18 protein-coding genes are annotated in these 21,302 nt (G+C 72.3%); 14 read left to right on the top strand and 4 right to left on the bottom strand.

Translation table 11 applies throughout. The features are described 5' to 3' along the window. The first annotated feature begins 176 nt into the window (after positions 1–176). The 3 genes from pdhA to HD593_RS20855 are packed head-to-tail and all read left to right on the top strand — an operon-like array spanning position 177 to position 3,731. Entirely contained in the window at positions 177–1,283 is a 1,107-nt protein-coding gene (gene pdhA, locus HD593_RS20865; RefSeq protein ID WP_185112004.1) for a pyruvate dehydrogenase (acetyl-transferring) E1 component subunit alpha, read from the top strand. 1 nt (position 1,284) lies between these two features. After that, the gene (locus HD593_RS20860) at positions 1,285–2,301 is read left to right on the top strand and encodes an alpha-ketoacid dehydrogenase subunit beta (RefSeq protein WP_185103821.1); all 1,017 of its coding nucleotides are present in this window, start codon (positions 1,285–1,287) and stop codon (positions 2,299–2,301) included. A gap of 5 nt (positions 2,302–2,306) precedes the next feature. After that, positions 2,307–3,731, top strand: a complete 1,425-nt coding sequence (locus HD593_RS20855) for a dihydrolipoamide acetyltransferase family protein (protein ID WP_185112003.1) — start codon at positions 2,307–2,309, stop codon at positions 3,729–3,731. 11 nt (positions 3,732–3,742) lie between these two features. On the opposite strand, the gene HD593_RS20850 is transcribed toward HD593_RS20855, so the two are convergent. After that, positions 3,743–4,111, bottom strand: coding sequence for a bleomycin resistance protein (locus tag HD593_RS20850; RefSeq protein WP_312903579.1), 369 nt, complete (start codon positions 4,109–4,111; stop codon positions 3,743–3,745). A gap of 231 nt (positions 4,112–4,342) precedes the next feature. Between HD593_RS20850 and HD593_RS20845 the strand changes: the two genes are divergently transcribed. Then, on the top strand, positions 4,343–5,950 hold the full coding sequence (locus tag HD593_RS20845; protein ID WP_221525973.1) for an ABC-F family ATP-binding cassette domain-containing protein: 1,608 nt from the start codon (positions 4,343–4,345) through the stop codon (positions 5,948–5,950). Between the two features lie 85 nt (positions 5,951–6,035). Continuing rightward, on the top strand, positions 6,036–7,028 hold the full coding sequence (gene corA / locus HD593_RS20840; protein ID WP_185103819.1) for a magnesium/cobalt transporter CorA: 993 nt from the start codon (positions 6,036–6,038) through the stop codon (positions 7,026–7,028). 73 nt (positions 7,029–7,101) lie between these two features. Here corA and HD593_RS20835 read toward each other — a convergent pair whose 3' ends face one another. Then, positions 7,102–8,298, bottom strand: coding sequence for a sensor histidine kinase (locus HD593_RS20835; RefSeq protein ID WP_185103818.1), 1,197 nt, complete (start codon positions 8,296–8,298; stop codon positions 7,102–7,104). A gap of 190 nt (positions 8,299–8,488) precedes the next feature. Here HD593_RS20835 and HD593_RS20830 point away from each other — a divergent pair, with 190 nt between their 5' ends. After that, positions 8,489–8,632 (top strand): hypothetical protein, encoded by a 144-nt coding sequence (locus tag HD593_RS20830; protein WP_185103817.1) that lies wholly within the window; start codon positions 8,489–8,491, stop codon positions 8,630–8,632. On the opposite strand, the gene HD593_RS20825 is transcribed toward HD593_RS20830, so the two are convergent. After that, complete coding sequence (locus HD593_RS20825) at positions 8,622–9,860, bottom strand: hypothetical protein (protein ID WP_185103816.1); 1,239 nt, start codon at positions 9,858–9,860, stop codon at positions 8,622–8,624. The genes HD593_RS20830 and HD593_RS20825 overlap by 11 nt on opposite strands. 117 nt (positions 9,861–9,977) lie before the next feature. Further along, complete coding sequence (locus HD593_RS20820) at positions 9,978–11,828, bottom strand: glycoside hydrolase family 35 protein (RefSeq protein ID WP_312903577.1); 1,851 nt, start codon at positions 11,826–11,828, stop codon at positions 9,978–9,980. A 74-nt stretch (positions 11,829–11,902) separates the two neighbouring features. On the opposite strand from HD593_RS20820, the gene HD593_RS20815 reads away from it, so the two are divergent. From HD593_RS20815 to HD593_RS20780, 8 genes are all read left to right on the top strand, one after another. After that, on the top strand, positions 11,903–12,925 hold the full coding sequence (locus tag HD593_RS20815; RefSeq protein WP_185103815.1) for a LacI family DNA-binding transcriptional regulator: 1,023 nt from the start codon (positions 11,903–11,905) through the stop codon (positions 12,923–12,925). Between the two features lie 112 nt (positions 12,926–13,037). After that, the gene (locus tag HD593_RS20810) at positions 13,038–14,363 is read left to right on the top strand and encodes a carbohydrate ABC transporter substrate-binding protein (protein ID WP_185103814.1); all 1,326 of its coding nucleotides are present in this window, start codon (positions 13,038–13,040) and stop codon (positions 14,361–14,363) included. Positions 14,364–14,366: 3 nt separating this feature from the next. Next, a complete protein-coding gene (locus HD593_RS20805) occupies positions 14,367–15,272 on the top strand; it encodes a carbohydrate ABC transporter permease (protein ID WP_312903575.1) in 906 nt (301 codons plus the stop codon). 10 nt (positions 15,273–15,282) lie between these two features. Further along, positions 15,283–16,149: a carbohydrate ABC transporter permease gene (locus HD593_RS20800; protein WP_185103813.1), complete on the top strand. Its 867-nt coding sequence runs from the start codon at positions 15,283–15,285 to the stop codon at positions 16,147–16,149. Between the two features lie 5 nt (positions 16,150–16,154). Further along, on the top strand, positions 16,155–16,334 hold the full coding sequence (locus HD593_RS20795; RefSeq protein ID WP_185103812.1) for a DUF6903 family protein: 180 nt from the start codon (positions 16,155–16,157) through the stop codon (positions 16,332–16,334). After that, positions 16,331–17,797, top strand: coding sequence for an alpha-L-fucosidase (locus tag HD593_RS20790; protein ID WP_221524860.1), 1,467 nt, complete (start codon positions 16,331–16,333; stop codon positions 17,795–17,797). Before HD593_RS20795 ends, HD593_RS20790 begins: the two co-directional genes overlap by 4 nt. Continuing rightward, complete coding sequence (locus HD593_RS20785) at positions 17,794–18,984, top strand: hypothetical protein (RefSeq protein ID WP_185103811.1); 1,191 nt, start codon at positions 17,794–17,796, stop codon at positions 18,982–18,984. The genes HD593_RS20790 and HD593_RS20785 overlap by 4 nt, the downstream gene beginning before the upstream one ends. Next, positions 18,981–21,281: a discoidin domain-containing protein gene (locus tag HD593_RS20780; protein WP_185103810.1), complete on the top strand. Its 2,301-nt coding sequence runs from the start codon at positions 18,981–18,983 to the stop codon at positions 21,279–21,281. Before HD593_RS20785 ends, HD593_RS20780 begins: the two co-directional genes overlap by 4 nt. Positions 21,282–21,302 lie beyond the last annotated feature (21 nt).

The raw sequence follows: 21,302 nt of genomic DNA, 5'->3' as shown, positions 1-21,302 counted from the left end.
CATTTGTCGCACATTATCCATGGTCTCTTGAACGGATGGCCAGCTAGACGGACGCTGTCTGTGACAAATGTCCGCAGAGGGGATCGCCGATGGTGCAGGTCCGTCCGTCGCCGGCCGGCTTCGTCTGGCACCCCTCCCTGGGCGAGCGCTCCGACCAGCAGAAAGTGAGTGGCTTCATGTCCACGAAGACGTCGGCGAAAGCCGTGCGGGAGCTGCTGCCCTCGCAGGCGCCCATCCGGTTCGTCGATGAGAGCGGCTCCGCCGTCAAGGCCCCCGCGGGGTACGCCGTGCCGCCGGACGACCTGCTGCGCGCGGCGTACCGGTGGATGGTCGTGGGACGGCGCTTCGACACCCAGGCGACGGCGCTGACCAAGCAGGGCCGGCTCGCCGTCTACCCGTCCAGCCGCGGCCAGGAGGCCTGCCAGGTCGCGGGGGTGCTCGCGCTGCGCGAGCACGACTGGCTGTTCCCCACCTACCGCGACTCGGTGGCGCTGGTGGCGCGCGGCCTCGACCCGGTCGAGGTGCTGACGCTGCTGCGCGGCGACTGGCACTGCGGCTACGACCCGGCCGCGACCCGGGTGGCGCCCCAGTGCACGCCGCTGGCCACGCAGGTGCTGCACGCCACCGGCATGGCCGAGGCGCTGCGCCGCAAGGGCGAGGACGGCGTGGTGATGGCGTTCATCGGGGACGGCGGGACGAGCGAGGGCGACTTCCACGAGGCGCTCAACTTCGCCGCCGTGTTCAAGGCGCCGGTCGTCTTCTTCGTGCAGAACAACAAGTACGCCATCTCCGTGCCGCTGGCCAGGCAGAGCGCGGCGCCGGCGCTGGCGTACAAGGGCGTCGGGTACGGCGTGCCCGCCGAGCAGGTGGACGGCAACGACCTGGTGGCCGTGCTGTCCGTGCTGAGCGCGGCCGTCGAGCACGCCCGCTCCGGGCAGGGGCCGTTCCTCGTCGAGGCGCACACGTACCGGATGGACGCGCACACCAACGCCGACGACGCCACCCGCTACCGCGACGACGACGAGGTGCGGCGCTGGAGCGCGGCCGACCCGCTGCCGCGGCTGGAGACGTACCTGCGCGGGCGCGGCCTGCTCACCGACGAGGACGCCGAGTCCGCCCGTACGCGGGGCGAGTCGCTCGCCGCCGACCTGCGGGCGCGGATGAACGCCGACACCGAGCCCGACCTGCTCGAGATCTTCGACCACGTCTACGCCGAGCCCACCCCCCAGCTCCTCGAACAGCGCGAGCAGCTGCGGGCCGAGCTGAACGCACAGGAGAGCTGACATGTCCACCGTCTCGATGGCGCAGGCCCTGAACACGGCCCTGCGCGACGCGCTGCGCGACGACGAGCGCGTGCTGGTCTTCGGCGAGGACGTCGGGCCGCTCGGCGGCGTCTTCCGCATCACCGACGGGCTCACCAGGGACTTCGGCGAGGAGCGCTGCTTCGACACGCCGCTGGCCGAGTCGGGCATCGTGGGCCTCGCGGTCGGCATGGCGATGGGCGGCTACCGGCCGGTGGTGGAGATGCAGTTCGACGCGTTCGCCTACCCGGCGTTCGAGCAGATCGCCTCGCACGTCGCCAAGCTGCGCAACCGCACCCGGGGGAAGCTGTCGCTGCCGATGGTGATCCGGGTCCCGTACGCGGGCGGCATCGGCGGGGTCGAGCACCACTGCGACTCCAGCGAGGCGTACTACGCCCACACGCCCGGCCTGAAGGTCGTCACCCCGGCGACCGTCGAGGACGCCTACTGGCTGCTGCGGGACGCCATCGCCGACCCCGACCCCGTGGTGTTCCTGGAGCCGAAGAAGCTGTACTGGGCCAAGGCGGAGGCGGCGCTGGAGCGGCGCGCGGCGGCGCCGTTCGGGCGGGCCGCGATCCGGCGGCCCGGCCGGGACGCCACCCTGGTCGCCTACGGGCCGTCCGTGCCCGTCGCGCTGGAGGCCGCCTCCGCCGCCGCCGAGGACGGGCTGGACCTGGAGGTCGTGGACCTGCGGACGATCGTGCCGTTCGACGACGAGACCGTCGTCGCGTCGGTGCGGCGTACCGGACGGTGCGTGGTCGTGCAGGAGGCGCAGGGGTTCGCGGGGGTGGGGGCCGAGATCGCGGCGCGGGTGCAGGAGCGGTGCTTCCACTCGCTGGCCGCGCCCGTGCTGCGGGTGGCCGGGTTCGACATCCCGTACCCGCCGCCGAAGCTGGAGCACGCGCACCTGCCCGGGGTGGACCGGGTGCTGGACGCCGTCGACCGGCTCCAGTTCGACGACCGGCCCGACGTGCGGCATCTGACCAGGGGGGCGGCGTGAACACCCTGGAGGCCCAGCTCTTCCGGCTGCCCGACCTGGGCGAGGGGCTGACCGAGGCGGAGGTGCTGGTCTGGAAGGTCGCCGTCGGGGACAGCGTGGAGATCGACCAGATCGTGGTGGAGGTGGAGACGGCCAAGGCCGCCGTGGAGGTGCCGGTTCCGTACGCGGGGACCGTGCTGGAGCTGCACGCCGAGGCGGGGACGACCCTCTCGGTGGGCGATCCGCTCATCTCGGTGGGCGGCGGCGTTCCCGGCACGGGTGGCGAGAGGGTTGCGGAAGCCGGCCCTGACGTGGCGGCGGAGCGTTACCGGGAGGAGGAGCGGGCCGGGTCGGGCAACGTGCTGATCGGCTATGGCACCGGCCACCTTCCTGGGCGGCGACGCCGGCGCCGAGCCCGCCCCGGCGCGGCCCCACCGGCTGCGGCAGGGCCCGGGGAGGCGCCGCGGGTGATCTCGCCGCTGGTCCGCCGGCTGGCGCAGGAGCACGGCATCGACCTGGCCGGTCTCACGCCCAGCGGCCCCAACCGGGTCATCCTGCGCCGCGACGTCGAGCGCGCCATCGCGGAGTCCCGCGAGCCGGCCGCGGCATCGCGCCCCGGGCCTGCCGCCGTCGCCACCAGCGCCGCCACCAGCGCCGCCGGCAGCGCCGCAGACGCCGTCACCACCGCGCCACAGCAGGCCGTACGACCGGCGACCACCACCGACCGCACGCCGCAGCCCGCCACCCCCGCTTCCGAGGAGCCGGAGCGCATCCCGCTGCGCGGCCTGCGCCGGGCGGTGGCCGAGAAGCTGTCCAGGAGCAGGAGCGAGATCCCCGACGCCACGACCTGGGTGGACGTGGACGCCACCGGCCTGCTGGAGACCAGGGACGCGTTGCGCGCCGCAGTCCCCGACCGGCGCATCGGCCTGCTGGCGCTGCTGGCCCGCATCTGCGTCGCCGGCCTGCGCCGCCACCCGGAGCTGAACTCCACGGTGGACCTGGAACGGGCCGAGATCGTCCGCTACCCGCGGATCCACCTGGGCTTCGCCGCCCAGACGGAGCGCGGCCTGGTCGTCCCGGTCGTCCGCGACGCCCACCGCATGACGCTGACGGAGCTGGCCGCCGAGCTGGCCCGCCTGACCGCGCTGGCCCGCGAGGGCACCCTCCCCCCGCAGGTCCTGACCGGAGGCACCTTTACGCTCAACAACTACGGCGTGTTCGGCGTGGACGGCTCCACCCCGATCATCAACCACCCCGAGGCCGCCCTCCTGGGCATCGGCCGCATCATCGACAGGCCATGGGCGGTGGACGGCGCCCTCGTCGTCCGCAAGGTCACGCAGCTCTCGTTCACGTTCGACCACCGCGTCTGCGACGGCGGCGTCGCCGGAGGTTTCCTCCGTTACGTCGCCGACTGCGTGGAACGCCCGGCGACCCTGCTGGCCGACCTCTGACAGACGAGCGGTCAGCCGAGCGGCGACCCGACGCGGTGCAGGGTCCCGTCGGGATCGACGTAGGCGAACTCGCGCAGCCCGTACTCGGTGTCCTGGGGCCGGCCGAGCCGCCCCGGGACGCCGGCGGCCGCCCACTCGGCGTGCACCGCGTCCGCGGCGGAGACGTACAGGTAGACGGCCGCGCCGGTGCGGCCGGGATCGTGCTCGGCCCACTCGGTCAGGTGCAGCGACACTCCGCCGCGCTCGACGAAGGCGTAACGCGCGCCGCCCTCGTAGGCGCGGACGCCGAAGCCGAGCCGCCGATACCGCTCCATCGCCGCGTCCAGGTCCAGCACCGGCACCACTGGCGCCACGCTCTCGAACACCACTCCGTCGGCCACCGCGAACCCTCCTTCTCGTCCGGCCCTCCCCGCCCATGATGTCCCAGGCCGGGTCTCGGATAAACTGTGCCCGTGCATCTGTACTTCCTGTGAGAGACGACCGCCTCGCCCGCCCGCCATCGGGCGCTGCCAAGCGCGTTCGCAGTCCTCTCTCACCTCCAGGTTCCCCGCCCCGACGCCAGGGGTGCGCGCGAGCCTGTCTTCGACAGGAAGCACATGTCTGCCATCGTCATGCCATCCGCTCGTTCGCGAGCCCATCTCAACGCCACCGGCCTGCACCTGTCGCGCGGTGGCCGGCCGGTCCTGACCGGCGTGGACCTCATCGTCTCCCCCGGCGACCGCCTCGGCGTGGTCGGCGAGAACGGCCGCGGGAAGACCACCCTGCTGCAGGTGCTCGCCGGCACGCTGGCCCCCGACTCCGGCACCGTGCACCGGGCCGGCACGCTGGGCGTCGCCGACCAGGAGATGCCCGTCGCCGCCGACGGCACGGTCGGCGACCTCATCGACGTCGAGCTGGCCCAGGTGCGCGCGGTGCTGCGCGCGTTCGAGTCGGCCGCTCTCGACCTAGTCGAGGAACGTCCGGGCGCCGAGGAGGCGTACACCGAGGCGCTGGCGGCGGCCGACTCCATCGGCGCCTGGGACGCCGACCGCCGCGTCGAGATCTCCCTGGCCGCGCTCGACGCGGTCGCCGACCGTTCCGTGCCGCTGGCGGAGCTGTCGGTCGGGCAGCGGTACCGGATCCGGCTGGCCTGCCTGCTGGGCGCCGGGCACGACCTGCTGCTGCTCGACGAGCCCACCAACCATCTCGACGCCGGCGGCCTCGACCACCTGACCGCCGCGCTCCGGGCGCATCCCGGCGGCGTGGTGCTGGTCAGCCACGACCGCGCGCTGCTGTCGGACGTGGTGACCGCGGTGCTGGACCTCGACCCGACCGGCGACGGCCGTCCCCGCACGTACGGCGGCGGGTACGCGGGCTACCGGGAGGGCCGGCAAGCCGAGCGGGAGCGCTGGGAGAGCGCGTACCGGGACCAGCAGCTCGAACACCGGCGCCTCGCCCAGGACCTCTCCGCGGCCCAGAACCGGCTGTCCACCGGCTGGCGGCCGGAGAAGGGCACCGGCAAGCACACCCGCGCCACCCGCGCGCCGGCGCTGGTGCGGGCGGTGCACCGGCGGCAGGAGGAGCTGGAGGCGCACCTCGTGGACGTGCCCGAGCCGCCGCTGCGGTTCCAGCCGCCGCACCTGGACGCGCCCGCCGGGGTCACGCTGCTGCGCGCCGACGGCGTGAGCGTCCGCGGCCGGTTCGACGCGCCGCAGTCGGTGCTGCTCCGCGCGGGCGACCGCCTGGTGGTGACCGGACCGAACGGCTCGGGCAAGTCGAGCCTCCTGCACGTGCTCGCCGGCCGGCTCGCCCCCGACACGGGGACCGTCCAGGGCAGGCGGGGCACCCGTACCGGCCTGCTCGCCCAGGAGTCGCCGCCGCCGTCGCGGCGGCGGGCCTTCGAGGTGTACGAGTCCGCCGTGGGCAGGCTCGTCGCCTCGGGCGAGCTCGACGAGTCGGCCGCGGTCGGGCTCGGCCGGCTCGGCCTGCTCCCGTCGGAGGCCCTGCACCGGCCGGTCACCGAGCTGTCGGTCGGGCAGCGCCGCCGGCTCGACCTGGCGCTCCTGCTGGCCTCCCGGCCGCAGGTGGTGCTGCTCGACGAGCCGACCAACCACCTGTCCATGGTGCTGATGGAGGAGCTGACCGAGGCGCTGACCACGATGGACGCCGCGGTGGTGCTGGCCACCCACGACCGCCGGCTCCTGCGCGACACGGAGTCCTGGCCCCGGCTCCGGCTCTGAACCTGGACGGTCGCCCCGCCTTCACGGCGGGCGTTCACGAGCCGCCAAGACGGGCGGCTTGTCCGAGTACGCGACAATACTGTGTGTGATAGTGGACCAGGCGATCTACTGCGGCGGCGTGCGTGAGACCATCACGGGCGACATCAGCGAGGCGTTCAACGCGGCGCGGGCCAGGGGCGACAGCTTCCTGTGGATCGGCCTGCACGATCCCTCGCAGGAGGAGTTCGACCTGATCACCCACGAGGTGAAGCTGCACCCGCTGGCGGTCGAGGACGCCATCCACGCCCACCAGCGGGCCAAGCTCGAACGCTACGACGACACCCTGTTCGTGGTGCTCAAGCCGCTGCTGTACGACAGGGAGAGCTCCGACATCGAGGTCGGCGAGATCAACCTGTTCCTGAGCAAGGACTTCGTCATCAGCGTCCGGCACGGCCAGGCCGCGCCGCTGAAGGCCGTACGCCGCCGTCTGGAGGCCGATCCCGGCCTGCTCGCCGCGGGTCCCTCGGGGGTCCTGTACGTGATCTGCGACCAGGTCGTCGACGACTACGGCCGCATCACGCACGAGATCGAGAGCGACCTCATCGCGCTGGAGCGCCGGGTGTTCAGCGGCCAGTACGCCGACGCCACCGAGGACATCTACTCGCTCAAGCGCGAGGTCCTGGAGTTCCGCACCGCCCAGGACCCGCTGATCCCGGTGCTGGAGGAGATCGTGAAGGGCCGGGTGGAGCTGTGCTCGGCCACCCGGGAGCAGTTCCGCGACGTGCTCGACCACCTGCTGCGCGTGGACGCCCAGGTGGACGAGCACAACGAGCTGCTCACCAGCGCCCTGACCGCGCATCTGGCGCTGACGGGGCGGGAGCAGAACAAGGTGGCCATGCAGCAGAACGCCGACATGCGCAAGATCTCGTCATGGGCGGCGCTCATCGCCGTCCCCACGATGATCGCCGGGATCTACGGCATGAACTTCGACCACATGCCCGAGTTGCACTGGGTGATCGGGTATCCGCTCGCCCTGGTGGTCATGGCCGTCGCCGTGGTCGTCGTCTTCCGGCTGCTGCGCAGGAGCGGATGGCTCTGACGGGCTGCCGCCGGCTCTGATGGGTGGTCGTCGGCTCTGATGGGTGGTCGTCGGCTCTGATAGGCGGTCGCGGTCACCACGTGCGCGGTAGCGGGAAGCGCGCGCGTACCGCGAAGCCGCCGTCCGGCTCCGGGCCGGTGTGCAGGCTGCCCTGCACCATCGCCAGCCGCTCCCGCATGCCGACCAGCCCCTGGCCGGGCCGCCTGCCCGTGCCGGTCGTGGCCGCCGCACCGCTCGTGGTGGCCGCGCCGGTCGGGACGGGTGGCGGGCCGCCGGTCGCGGGCGCGTTGCGTACCTCCAGCGTGAGCGCCTGCTCGGTGTAGCCGATGGCGACGGCCGTCGGGGCGGCGCCGGCGTGCCGCAGCACGTTCGTCAGGGCCTCCTGCAACACCCGGTACGCGGTGACGTCCAGCACGGGTGGCAGCGGGGGCAGGTCGGCGGGGGCGTCCAGCGTCACGGCCAGGCCGGCCGCGCGTACGTCCGCGATCAGCTCGTCCAGCCGGACCAGCGACGACATCGGCGCCACCTGCTCACCCTCGACGCGCTCGCGCAGGAGGCCGACCAGGCCGCGCATCTCCTCCACGGTCTGCCGCCCCAGCCGCTCCAGCCCGGCCACCACCTCCCGCTCGGCCGGACGGTCACCGAGCAGCCGGCGCAGCGCGCCCAGTTGCAGGGTCATCACGCTGACCGAGTGCGCGACCGCGTCGTGCACCTCCCTGGCGATGCGCGTACGTTCCTGCGCCACCGCCGCCTGCGCGCCGGCCTCGCGTTCGGCGTCGAGCGCGGCGGCCAGCTCCGCGTACTGTGCCGCCCGCTCCTCGCTGCGGCGCGCCAGCAGGCCCATGGACCAGCACGGCAGCAGGACCGCGGGGACGAACAGCAGCTCCCACGCCGACGCCCCCGGCGGCGCCGTGGCGGCGAACGACGCGGCGGCCAGGCCCAGCGCCAGGGCCGCGCGGCGGGTCGGCTCGCGCCAGCCGGCCCAGCTGACCGCCCCGATCATGCCGATCACGGCCGCGCCGGAGATGCCGGGCGCGCCGAAGAGCAGCGTGCCCGCGGGCAGGCAGAGCGCGGCGATCAGGGTGGCGGCGAGCGGGTACCGGGCGGCGAGCATCAGGCCCGCGCCCATCGCGACCCCCGACGCCCAGGTGGCCGTGGCGGCGGCGCCGAAGAAGTCGTCGAGCCGGGTCTCGGCCATGGCCAGCACGGCGACCAAGGGTCCGAACACCACGGGTATGAGGCGTACGTCCCTCAGCCGCGTCCACGTCATAGCCCCCGATCGTAGGTCCGGCCCCCGCGCGTCCGACTCCGCCCGACGGGGGATCTTGACAGGTCACCGCCTCCCCCTGACAGCGGACCCGGAACGCCGGCCGTCGCCGCCGCGGCCCGCGCGCCCCGGGGATCCAGCGGCTCGCCGCCCGCCGCGGCGAGGTGCCGATGGCCGGCCGGACCCTCGTGTGGTGGAACGACCCGTGGAGCGGCCGGGCGTGGATCCTGCGCGGGGTGACCTGCACGGCGGCCGGGAGACGGGCGGGCTCGGCCTGCGCCGCGTCACGGGCGGCCGCACCACCGCCGCGCCGGCCGAGGGGCTGGTCAGCTCGTGACGGTCACGTCCCGCAGCAGGAAGTAGCTCATGGCGTCCGCCTGGAGGTACAGGTGGAACTTGTCCGCCCTGGGCTTGGCCGTCTTGTCGGCGGTGACGATGGTGGCGATCACGTAGTTCTTGGCGACGTTGGCGCGGATCTGCCCGTACGCGAACGTGTCCAGGGTCATGTCGGTGCGGATGTTCACGGCGTTCGAGTCGAGCTTGGCCAGCCGGGTGGCGGCGGCCTTGGCCGCCTTGTCCGTCGGGAACGCCATCGTCACCTGCACCGCCCTGAGGTGCCCCCGGTACGCCGAGTAGGCGACCTGGATGGCGCGCTCGCACTTGTTCCTGGACAGCACGCCCTCGCCGTCCACCGGGTCGCACGTGTCGTACGACCAGCCGCCGACCTTGTTGGCCGAGAACTTGACCCCCTCGAAGCGGAAGTTCCAGTCGCCGAACTCGCTGTGCGTGATCGGCGAGCCCGGCGCGGCCCGCGACGAGCCGGGGGTGGTGTCCGAGGGTGGGTCGGCCGATCCCGTCGGCTCCTCCGCCGGCTCCTCCGCCGCGTCGCCCGCCGGGTCTCCCGTCGCGTCTCCTGCGGGGTCTTCCGATGGCTCGGATGACGGGGATTCCAGGGGCGCGGTCGTGGGGCCGGAGGTTCCGGTGCCGGACAGGCCGGACGTGGTCTCGGTGCGGGAGGCGTTGAAGTAGGCGATCGCGCCGGCCGTGCCGCCCAGGAGGAGGATGACGCCGAGGGCGGCGGACAGGCCGATGATCAGGGTGTTGTGGCGCTTCGGGGGTAAGCCGCCGAACTCGTACGGGTTCTGGGGGAGGCCGTAGGGGTCGCCCTGGTCCGCGTAGGTGGTCGGGAACTCCGGACGGGACGCGTAGGGGCCGGAGGCCAGGCCGGGGCCGGGCATCGGAGCCTGTTCGGGCCAGCGCTCCTGCTCGGGCCACCAGTCCTGGTCGGGCGGCGGGCCGTATTCGGGGCGGCGGTCCTGGCCGGGCCACCGGTTCTGGCCGGAGGTCGGACCGTACTCGGGACGGCGGCCGTAGTCCGGGGGCGGGCCGCCCTGGCGGGGCTGGGGGCCGGGTTCCGGGCGGCCGGCCCCCTGGCCGTGGGCGGCGCCGCCCCACGCGCCGTATCCGGGAGGCGGAGTGGCCGGGCCGTGGCCGGGGCGGCCGTTGGGGGGCGGTGCCTGCTGGCCCCACGGGTCATCGGGGTGGGGCTGGGAAGGGTAGCTCATTGGCCCATTGTGGGACGGCTCGTGCCGCTCGCCGGGGGCACACCGCCAAGGGGTATGAGAGTGAACCCGGGCCGCGCGCACGTACGTACCAGACAAGGCCGCCAGGCCCCGGGACGGTCAGGCGAACTCTTCGACGTACTCCTCCGCCGGTCCGAGTTCGGGGTGGTCGCGCAGCTCCAGGATGTCGCCGGATCGTTCCAGCTCCAGGACGGTCACGGTGTTCTCGCCGGTGCGCAGCAGCGGTGCCGGGCAGTACAGGGTGACCTGGGGGCCGATGTCCCAGTGGCGGCCGAGCAGGAACCCGTTGACCCAGACGAGACCGCGGCCGGAGCCGGGCAGGGCGAGGAAGGTGTCCGCGGGCGTCTCGACGTGCAGCGTGGCGACGGCGAACCCACCGGGCGCGGAGCCGGAGGCGGGGTCGGGGTTGAGGGCTGGGGCGGGGGCGGGAGCGGTGGCGCGGGTCAGATCGGCGTCCGTCCACTCCTGCAGGGCGATCGGCGTGCTGTCCCAGCCCTGCACCATGCGCCGGTCGATCAGGACGGGCCCGAGCAGCCCCTTGTGCCCGCCGACACCCGGCCCGTAGTTGACCCGGCCGAGGCTCTCGACCACGACCTCCAGCCGGACGACCGCGCCGGTCCCGCGTACCGTCAGCTCAGGCCGGTCGGCGTCGGCGACGCCGAGGAACGTGCCGTCGGCGAAGACGAGCGCCCGGTCGCGGACGTCGGCGAGGATCAGCCGGTGCTCGCCCGCGGGGACGCGCGGGTGCGCGGTGTGCAGCACCATGCCCGCGTCGAGCCCGAGCCGCTCGAACGAGGCCGGGCGCGGCCCGGACGAGGTGGGCGCGGGCACGGCGCGGAGGCCGGCGAGCAGGCCGGCGCGGGGGACGAGCGGCACGCGCGCGGGCGGCAGCACCGGGGGGCGTTCCGCCACCCGCAGGGGCCCGCTCGCCCCGAACACCTTGCGCATGGCGTGGAACTTGGCGGTCAGGGTGCCGTCCTCGGCGACGGGCGCGTCGGAGTCGTAGCTGGTCACGGTGGGCTGCAGGCGGCCGTCCGCCTCGTTGGCGCCCGCCCAGAGGCCGAAGTTGGTGCCGCCGTGCGCCATGTAGAGGCTGACGCTGCCGCCGTCGGCGACGATCCCCTCCAGGGTGCGCACCGCGCTGTCCACCCCGCGGACGTGGTGCCGCTCGCCCCAGTGGTCGAACCAGCCGTTCCAGAACTCGGCGACCACGAACGGCTCGTCCGGCCGGCGCGAGGCGAGCAGCCGCCGGGCGGCGTCGGGCTTGGAGCCGAGGGTGACAGCCGTCAGGGTTCCGGGCAGGGTGCCGCCGTCCAGCATCAGCTCGGTGGGGCCGTCGGCGGTGAACAGCAACTCGATGATGCCGCGCGCGGCCAGCGCGTCGCGGTTCCAGCGCAGGTAGGCGTGGTCGTCGCCGAAGCTGCCGAACTCGTTCTCCACCTGCACCGCGACGATCGGCCCTCCGCAGGCGGCCTGGAGCGCGGCCAGGCGCGGGACGAGCTCGTCGAACCAGCGGCCGGCCGGGCCGGTGAAGGCGGGGTCGGAGCTGCGGACGGCGACGTCGCGGCCGGTGAGCCAGCTCGGCAGGCCGCCGTTCGACCACTCCGCGCAGATGTACGGCCCCGGCCTGACGATGACGTCGAGCCCCTCCTCGCCCGCTGTCCGGATGAACCGCTCGACGTCACGCCAGCCGTCGAAGCGGGGCTCCTCGTCCTCGCGGGGCTGGTGGAAGTTCCAGGCGATGTAGGTGTCGACCGTGTTGAGCCCGAGGTCGGCGAGCCTGCGGATCCGGTCCCGCCACAGGTCGGGGTGGACGCGGAAGTAGTGCAGCGCTCCTGACAGGATCTGGTGGGGCACGCCGTGCCGGTACAGCCGGCGGCCGGTCCACGTGAGCGCGGGGGACTCGCTGGGCTGTGCCGGGGACGCGTACGGCGCGGGGAGCTCGATCACGGGGGCAGAGCCTATGTTATCGATGCCATGTGTAACAACCGCGGTATGATCCAGCCCAGAACGAGAGGAGCGCCATGACCAAAGCCACCGAGCGGCCCGCGAGGCAGCCCAGCATGGCTGACGTGGCCAGGACCGCCGGGGTCTCGGCGCAGACCGTCTCGCGCGCGCTGCGCGACTCGCCCAACGTCAACCCCGAGACGAAGAAGCGCGTGCTCTCCGCGGTGGAGCAGCTCGGCTACCGCTTCAACGCCGCCGCCAAGATGCTCTCCTCGGGCCGCAGCCACACCATCGGGCTCGTCCTGCTGCAGTCGGGCGGCTACTACTCGCGCTCGGCGGTGACCGCCGGCGTCGAGGCGGCCGCCGGCGAGGCCGGGTACGCGGTGAGCATCGCCACCATCGCCAGGCTCGACACCGGCCTGATGGAGCGATCCCTGTCCAAGCTCGCCGACCAGGGCGTGGACGGCATCGTCATCGCGGTGCCGCTGATCTCCGTGACCCAGAAGATGGAGGACATCACCAGGGACATCCCCACCGTCACGCTCGACGGCTCGCGCACCGCCAGCGCCCGCGTGCTGGGTATCGACCAGAAGGAGGCGGGCAGGATCGCCACGCAGCACCTGCTGGACCTCGGTCACCGCCAGGTGTGGCACGTCGCGGGCCCCGACGAGTGGATCGAGGCCCGCCAGCGCCGCCGGGGCTGGCAGGAGTGCCTGGCCGCGGCAGGGATCCAGGCGCCGCCGCCGCTGGAGGGCGACTGGTCGCCCGACTCCGGCTACCGGCAGGGGCAGGTCCTCGCGATGATCCCCGACGTCACCGCGGTCTTCGCCGCCAGCGACGAGATGGCCTTCGGGGTCATCCGCGCGCTGCGCGAGCGCGGCAGGTCGGTGCCCGACGACGTGTCCATCGTGAGCGTCGACGACATCGCCCTGGCCGCCTACTGCAGCCCGCCGCTGACCACCGTCCGCCAGGACTTCTACCGCTCGGGAGCGGCGGCGGTCGCGCTGCTGCTCGACGAGGCCGCCGCCGGCGACGGGGAGTCCCTCGTCACCGCGTCGCTGTCGGTGCGTGACTCCACCGCGCCGCCGCGCGCCTCCTGAGACCCCCATGGGACCGGCCGTTCGTGACTGCCACTTGCGCCGCCCATGTTATCGATGCCATCGTAACAACGCCCGCATTCAGGTGGGCAGTCGTCGGAAGGACCCAGAACCCATGAGGAGATCGCTCATCCTCGCGAGCGCCGTCACGGCGCTCGGACTGCTCACCGCCTGCGGGGCCGACGGGGGCGGCTCGGACGCCGGCTCCAGCAAGACGACGCTGAGCGTCGCCGCCCTCGAAGGCGGCTACGGCCGGGACATGTACACGCAGGTCATCCAGGCGTACGAGGCCAAGCACCCGGACGTGGACGTGCAGCTGCAGATCTCCAAGAGCATCGAGGACGAGATCACGCCGAACATGAAGGCCGGCCGCTTCCCCGACGTCGTGGTGCTCGGCCAGGGCCGCAAGGCCGCGCTCACCGAGACGCTGATCAAGGACAAGGCCCTGGAGGACCTCACGCCGGTGCTGCAGGCGAAGGTGCCCGGCGAGGACAGGACCGTGGGCGACAAGCTCATCGACGGCATCGTGGGCAACCTCAACACCAACCCGTACGGCGACGGCAAGACGTACACGATGCCGATGTACTACGCGCCGACCGGGCTGTTCTACAACAAGGGCCTGTTCGACAAGAAGGGCTGGAAGGTCCCGGCCACCTGGGACGAGCTGTTCGCGCTGGGCGAGACGGCCAAGAAGGACGGGATCTCGCTGTTCACGTACCCGACGGCCGGGTACCTCGACTCGTACTTCTTCGCGCTGCTGGCCGACGTCGGCGGTGAGCAGTTCTACACCGACGTCATGACGTACAAGCAGAACGTGTGGCAGACGCCGCAGGCGCGGCAGGCGCTCGACCTCACCACCAAGCTGCTGAAGTACGCCGCACCGACCACGGTCGGGTACGCCAACGAGCAGGACTTCACCAAGAACCAGCAGTCGATCCTCGACAACAAGACGCTGTTCATGCCGAACGGCACGTGGATCGTCGGCGAGATGAAGGACGCCCCGCGCGCCGACGGCTTCGCGTGGGGCCTGACGCCGCTGCCGGCGGTCACGGCGGGCGGCAAGCGGTACATCACGACGTCCGTGGAGTCCGTCTGGGTGCCGAGCGGCGCCAAGAACAAGGACGCCGCCAAGGAGTTCGTCGCCTACCTGTACTCCGACGAGGCCGCGAAGATCTTCGCCAAGTCGAACGCCGTCCAGCCGATCCAGGGCATCGCGAGCAGCCTGACCGAGGAGAACGCCGCGTTCTACCAGGTCTACGAGGACGCGTCGGTGACCGCGCTGGTCGGCGGGTTCGCCAGCACCGCGCCGGTCGAGGGCGTCGACATCAAGGCCACGCTCTTCGACACCGCGAACAGCATCATCAGCGGTGACAAGACCGAGGACCAGTGGCAGGCCGCGCTGAACGACGCCAGCGAGAAGCTGCGCCAGGCGGGGAGCTGAGCCGTGGCGAGACCCGCGGAGCGGGGCAGGCGCGGCAACGGCCTGTTCGTGCTCGCCTGCCTCCTGCCCGCGCTCGTGCTGTTCGTCGTGTTCATGATCGTCCCGACCGTGAACGTGTTCCGGATGTCGTTCTACACCTGGAGCGGCTTCTCCCCGGACATGCGGTTCGTGGGGCTGGAGAACTTCACCCGGCTCCTCGACGACGAGCAGTTCGTGCGCGCGTTCCAGAACACGGTGGCGCTGCTCGTCGTCGTGACGGTCGTGACGATGGGCATGGCCCTGTTCCTGGCCGCGATCATGACGCGCCAGAAGCTGCGGGGCCGGTCGTTGTACCGGTTCATCCTGTACGTGCCGAGCGTGCTGTCCGTGGTCGTCATCGCGGCGGTCTTCTCCGCCCTCTACGACCAGGAGAACGGCCTGATCAACGGCACGCTGCAGGCGCTGTCGCTGGACGGCCTGCGGCAGATCTGGCTCGGCGACCAGCAGCTCGTGCTCTGGTCCGTCGCGATCGCGATGGTCTGGCAGTCGCTCGGCTACTACATGGTCCTCTACATGTCCGGCATGTCGAGCATCCCGGAGTCGCTGTACGAGGCCTCCGCGCTCGACGGCGCGTCCGCCGGGCGGCAGTTCTTCGCCATCACGCTGCCGCTCATCTGGCAGAACCTGCGCACGACGCTGACGTTCTTCGTGATGAGCGCGGTCAACCTCAGCTTCGTCCTCGTCCGCGCGATGACCGGCGGCGGGCCCGACGGCTCCTCCGAGGTGCTGCTGAGCTACATGTACAAGCAGGCGTACACGAACTCGTCGTACGGCTACGGCATGGCCATCGGCGTCGTCATCTTCGCGTTCTCGTTCCTCGTGTCGCTGCTGGTCAGCCGCGCCACGCGGCGCGAGCCACTCCAGTTCTGAAGGCACAGCCATGACCAAGACACTGCGCGCCGGCCGGGCGCTGACCTACGTCCTCGTCACCGCGATCGCGCTGGCCATCGCGGTGCCGGTCGGCTGGGTGCTGCTGGCCTCGATGAAGCAGAAGGGCGAGTTCTACGGCAGCCCGTGGACACTGCCCGAGGGCCTGCACCTGCAGAACTACGTGGACGCCTTCGTCACCGCCCGCATGGGGCAGTACTTCTTCACCTCGGTGCTGGTGACCGTGCTCGGGCTGGTGTTCGTCATCGCGGTGTCCGTGCCTGCGGCGTACGTCATCGCCCGGTACGAGTTCCGCGGGCGCGGCCTGGTGGAGGTCGCGCTGCTGGCCGGGCTGTTCGTCAACGTGAACTACATCGTGGTGCCGATCTTCCTCATGCTGGTGGGCTGGGACCGGGCGCTCGTGGACGTCTTCCCCGGCGGCTTCTTCATCGACAACCCCGGGGTGTTGTCGCTGGTGTACGCGGCCACGTCGATCCCGTTCACGATCTACCTGCTGGCCGCGTACTTCCGGTCGATCCCGGCCGACTACGAGGAGGCGGCGGCGCTGGACGGCGCGTCCCGCTTCCAGGTGATGACCAGGGTGATGCTGCCGATGGCGCGGCCCGCGCTGACCACCGTGATCCTGTTCAACTTCCTGGCCTACTGGAACGACTTCATCATCGCGCTCACCCTGCTCCCGGGCGAGGGCAAGACGCTGCAGGTGGGCCTGCTGAACCTGATGACCGCGCAGAAGGCCGCGGCCGACTACGGGCGGCTGTACGCCGGCATGGTCATCGTCATCGTCCCCGTCCTCATCTTCTACGCGTTCATCCAGCGCCGGCTCATCGAGGGCATGGCGTCCGGCGGCGTGAAGGGCTGATGCACATGAAGGATTCGACGCGCGGTGCGCTGGTCGTCGCCGCCCGGACGCTGGTCGCGGCCGTTTGCGTGGCCGTCGTGATCTCCGCCCGCACCCCTATCGGGTGGGGCAACCTCGCGCTCATGCTGGCCGGCCTGGGCGGGCTGCTGGCCGTACTGGCCTCCTACAACCGGAGGTGGCGGTGAACGCGGCGGCTCTGGCGGCGGTCCGGCCGAGCGGGCGGCAGCTCGCGTGGCAGGAGATGGAGTTCTACGGGTTCGTCCACTTCGGCATGAACACGATGACGGACCGGGAATGGGGCCCGGGGCATGACGACCCCGCCCTGTTCGACCCGGCCGCGCTGGACGCCGACCAGTGGGTGCGGGCGCTCAAGGCGGCCGGGATGACCGGGGTGATCCTCACCTGCAAGCATCACGACGGGTTCTGCCTGTGGCCGAGCGCGGTGACGTCGTACACGGTGGCGGCCTCGCCGTGGCGCGGCGGCCGGGGTGACGTGGTGGCGGAGGTCGCGGGGGCGGCGCGGCGCCACGGGCTGAAGTTCGGGATCTACCTGTCGCCGTGGGACCGCACCGAGGCCTCGTACGGCGGCGGCGCCGCGTACGACGACTTCTACGTCGCGCAGCTCACCGAGCTGCTCACCCGGTACGGGCCGATCTTCTCCGTCTGGCTGGACGGCGCGAACGGCGAGGGCCCGAACGGCAGGCGGCAGACCTACGACTGGGAGCGGTACTACGCGGTGGTCCGCGAGCTGCAGCCGGACGCGGTCATCAGCGTGTGCGGGCCCGACGTGCGGTGGTGCGGCAACGAGGCCGGCGACACCCGGCCCGACGAGTGGAGCGTGGTGCCGCGGGCGCTGCAGGACGCCGAGCGGATCGCGGACCGGTCGCAGCAGGCGGACGACGGCGCCTTCGCGCGGCAGGCGATCCGCAGCGACGAGCGCGACCTGGGCAGCCGGGCGGCGCTGGCCGGGCACGAGGACGACCTGGTCTGGTATCCGGCCGAGGTGAACACCTCGATCCGGCCCGGCTGGTTCCACCATCCGGCCGAGGACGGGGCGGTGCGGCCGGTGGAGGAGCTGTTCTCCATCTACCTGCGTTCCGTCGGCGGCAACTCGTGTTTCCTGCTCAACGTGCCGCCCGCCCGCGACGGGCTGCTGCGGGAGGCCGACGTGGCGGTGCTGGAGGGGCTGGGGCGGCGGATCTCGGACTTCCGGGCGCGGCGGGTCAAGGCGGCCGTGACGGTGTCGTCGGGGTTCCCTGGCGACGTCGCCACCTCCTGGCCGGGCGAGGCCGGCCCCGCTCGGCCGGGCGAGGTCGCCTCAGGCCGGCAGGGTGCGGCGCGGCGGCCGTGGCGGCCGGACGCCGCCGACCCCCTGCCCCAGGTGACGCTCGCGTTCGACCGGGCACGCCGGATCGAGGCGGTCTGTGTCGGCGAGGACATCACGCAGGGGCAGCGCGTCGAGCACGTCGTCGTGCGGGGGCGTCTCTCGGACGGGCGGTGGGTGACGCTCGGCGAGGCGAACGCGGTGGGTTACCAGCGCATCCTGACGTTCGCGCCGGTGGAGGTGGACGGGGTGCGGGTCGAGGTGGCCGAGACCCGGGACACGCCGGTCATCGCGCGGCTGGCGGCCATCGAGGCGGCCTCGTGAAAGGCACCTCGGTGAAGAGCACCGCGCACAAGGGCGCCGTGCGCAAGGGCGCCGTGCCCGGCAACACGCGGCGTGGCGGCGCCGGGCAGGGCCGCGCTGGCCGGGGCGGCGCTGGGCGCGGCAGCGCGCGGCGAGGCGGCATCGGGCAGGGCGGTGCTGGGCGGGGGCTGTCGCGGCGGGCCGTCGTGCTGATCGCGGGCGTGCTGGCAGCCCTGGCCGCCCTGGTCGGCACCGGTGTGGCGTTCAGCTCCCGCCCCGACCGGGTGGCCGCCATCGACGGCCACCCCGTCACCCGCGACGAGCTGCTCTTCCACCTGCACCGCCTCGCCCCCACCGTCCAGAACGAGTTACGCAACCGGTACCACCTCCAGGGCAGCATCGACTGGTCGGCGAAGGCCGGCGACCGGACCGCGTTCCAGCGGCTCACCCAGCGCGCCCTCGACGAGATCCGCCGGGACAAGGCCACCCTGCTCCTCGCCCAGGACAGGGGCCTGATCGACTCCCCCGACCACAGCGACTTCCTCGCCGACCTGGACGCCGAGAACGCCCGCCGCGCCGACGCCATCGCCAGGGGCGAGGTCGTCTACGGCCTGGCCGAGTTCTCCCCCGAGGAGTACTACTCGCACCGCCTCACCGAGCTGACGACCGCGCTGAAGCAACGCCTCGAACCCGAGCTGGGCGTCACCGAGGCCGAGGTGCGGCAGGCGTTCGACGCCGACCGGGAGGCGTGGAGCGCGAACGCCACCACGTACACGTACACGAAACTCGTCGTGCCGGTCCCCGACGGCGCGCCGGCCGCCTACGCCGAGAACCTGCGGCGGCGGGTGGCCGAGGCGGACGGGCTGGCCGAGGTCGCCGAGCGCGAACCGGGCGCCACGCTCACGACCGCCACCCACCAGGGCGGCGGCCCCGCCGCCCACGACCGGGACCTCACGGCGGTGCTCGGCGGGCTCGGCCAGGGCCAGATCTCGGCCCCGGTCCCGGGCACAGGACAGATCACCTACTACGAGCTCGACGGCAAGACCGTCGACGAGCGGGCCGCGTTCGCCGGTTACGAGCGGCGGATCCGGCAGTCGCTCATCGAGGAGAAGTTCACCCAGTTCCTCCAGCGCCGCGTGGACAGCAGCCACATGGAGGTCGACGCGGCGGCGGTGGACGCCATCAACGCAGAGGACGCACGACTTTGACACGTACCGCACCCCCTGTCGCGCGGGCGCTGCGGCTGGGCCTGACAGCCCTGCTGGCCGCGCTGCTCGCGGGATCGCTCGCCCCGGCCGCCACGGCCGAGGCGCACTCCCCCGCCGTCACGAAGAAGGACCTGCCCGGCAACTCGCCGAACAGGACGGGCGGCAAGGACTACTACCTCGACGCCACGAACGGCCGCGACGACGCGGCCGGCACCTCGCCGCGGACGGCCTGGCGCACCCTGGCCAGGGCGAACGCGACCACGTTCGCGCCGGGTGACCGCATCCTGCTCAAGGCCGGCGAGCAGTGGCACGACGAGCAGCTCTGGCCGAAGGGCTCGGGCAGCGCGGGCCGCCCGATCACGATCTCCGCGTACGGCGACGCGCACGCCCGCCGCCCGTACATCGCGACGAACGGCAAGGTGCCGAGCCCGTTCAAGGCGGACGGCACGAAGAACCCGGAAACGGTCGGCCTGACCGGCGCGATCGTGCTGCGCAACCAGCAGTACTTCGAGATCGACAACGTCGAGCTGTCCAACGACGACGACTTCGCCACGAACATCACCACGGGCTCGTACGTCCGCGACGGCATCGCGGTCTCGATCAACGCCGACCTGCTGGAGCCCGGCGCGGACAGCGTCATGGACCACTTCCGCGTCACCGACGTGTACGTGCACGACCTCGACGGCCCGAGCACCTGGCAGAAGATCCACTACGGCGCCGTCAACTTCCAGGTCTTCGGCGCCAGGAGCTACAAGGAGTACGGCACCGGCGGCCACCACTTCCGGGACGTCAGGATCGAGGACAACACGTTCGTGAACGTGGAGCTGCACGCCGTGCAGTTCGCGTTCAACTGGTTCGCCGCCGACGGCAGGGACGCCGGCCAGTACGACGAGAGCGGCAAGTTCCACGAGGGCTGGGAGCAGCTCTGGGTGCGCACCCGCGACCTGTACAGCCGGGACGTCTACATCGGCCACAACTACGCGGAGAGCATCGGCCAGGGCGCGTTCCAGTTCGCCAACAGCCAGCGGATGACGGCCGAGTACAACGAGGTCAACGGCTTCCTGGAGCGGTACGACGCGGTGTCGTGCGGGCTCTACCTGTGGGCCGGCGCCGACTCGGTCATGCAGTACAACGAGGTGTACGGCGGCCCCGACAACGAGTACGACGGCACCCCGTGGGACCTGGAGTACACCAACTTCAACGTCACCTACCAGTTCAACTACTCGCACGACAACGCGGCGGGCTGGATGGCCTACATGGGCAACAGCTCCAACTCGGTCGCCCGTTACAACCTGAGCGTCAACGACAACGGCGTGCTGGTGAAGAACATGTTGTCGACGAACTACTCGCCGACGTACTTCGTGAACAACACGTTCGTCTACGACGGCGCGGACCTCGACTACGTGCACGACGAGACGTTCCTGAGCCGGGTCTACTTCCTGAACAACATCTTCTACAACACCTCGAAGAGCGAGCCGACGCCGTGGTACCGCCGTACCGGGGCGCTGCGGCAGGCGGTCTTCTCCAACAACGACTACTTCGAGGCGGGCGGCACCCACTCCGGCCAGGAGCCGGCCGACCAGGCGGGCCTGCGCGCGGACCCGAGGTTCGTCGGCGACCCGGCGGAGTACGTCACCGGCGCGGGCGTGGACCGGATCAGGAAGTCCGCGGCGCACTTCGCCCTGCGCAAGGACTCGCCGCTGATCGACGCCGGCCGCTACAACCCGCACCTGGGCACCGAGGACTTCCTCGGCACCCACATCTACCACGGGAAGGCGCCGGACATCGGCATGGCCGAGAGCCGGATCGGCAAGAAGGTCAGGAACCCGGTGGACACCGACCCCATCGAGGAGGAGGGCCAGGGCCGGGCCAACCTCGCGCTCGGCAAGACCGCCACGGCCAGCTCGACCCACCCGGGCGCGAACGGCACGCTCGGCGCGGTGAACCTGACCGACGGCGACCCGGCGACCCGCTGGGCCGCGGCGGACGACGCGGCGTACCCGATCACGCTGGACGTGGACTTCGGCGCGGACACCACGTTCGACGAGGTGTACCTGGACGAGTACACGGACTCGGGCACCAACCCGCGGGTCAGGACGTTCGACCTGCAGCGGTGGGACGCCGGGAGCGGGGCGTGGGTGACGTTCGCGAGCGGCGCGGACGGCATCGGGCACGACCTGTCGGTGACCGGTTTCGGCACCGTGACGACCACCAAGCTCAGGGTGGCGCTCACGAGCCAGCAGCCTGCGGAGGTCTACACGCCGACGCTCACCGAGATCGCCGTCTACCGCAGCTGAGAGTGGGGGCGGGCGGGCGCT

The sequence above is a fragment of the Nonomuraea rubra genome, from assembly GCF_014207985.1.
Taxonomy (GTDB): Bacteria; Actinomycetota; Actinomycetes; order Streptosporangiales; family Streptosporangiaceae; genus Nonomuraea; species Nonomuraea rubra.
Note: the sequence above shows the minus strand (reverse complement) of the source record. Positions and strands in the feature narration are given on the sequence as shown.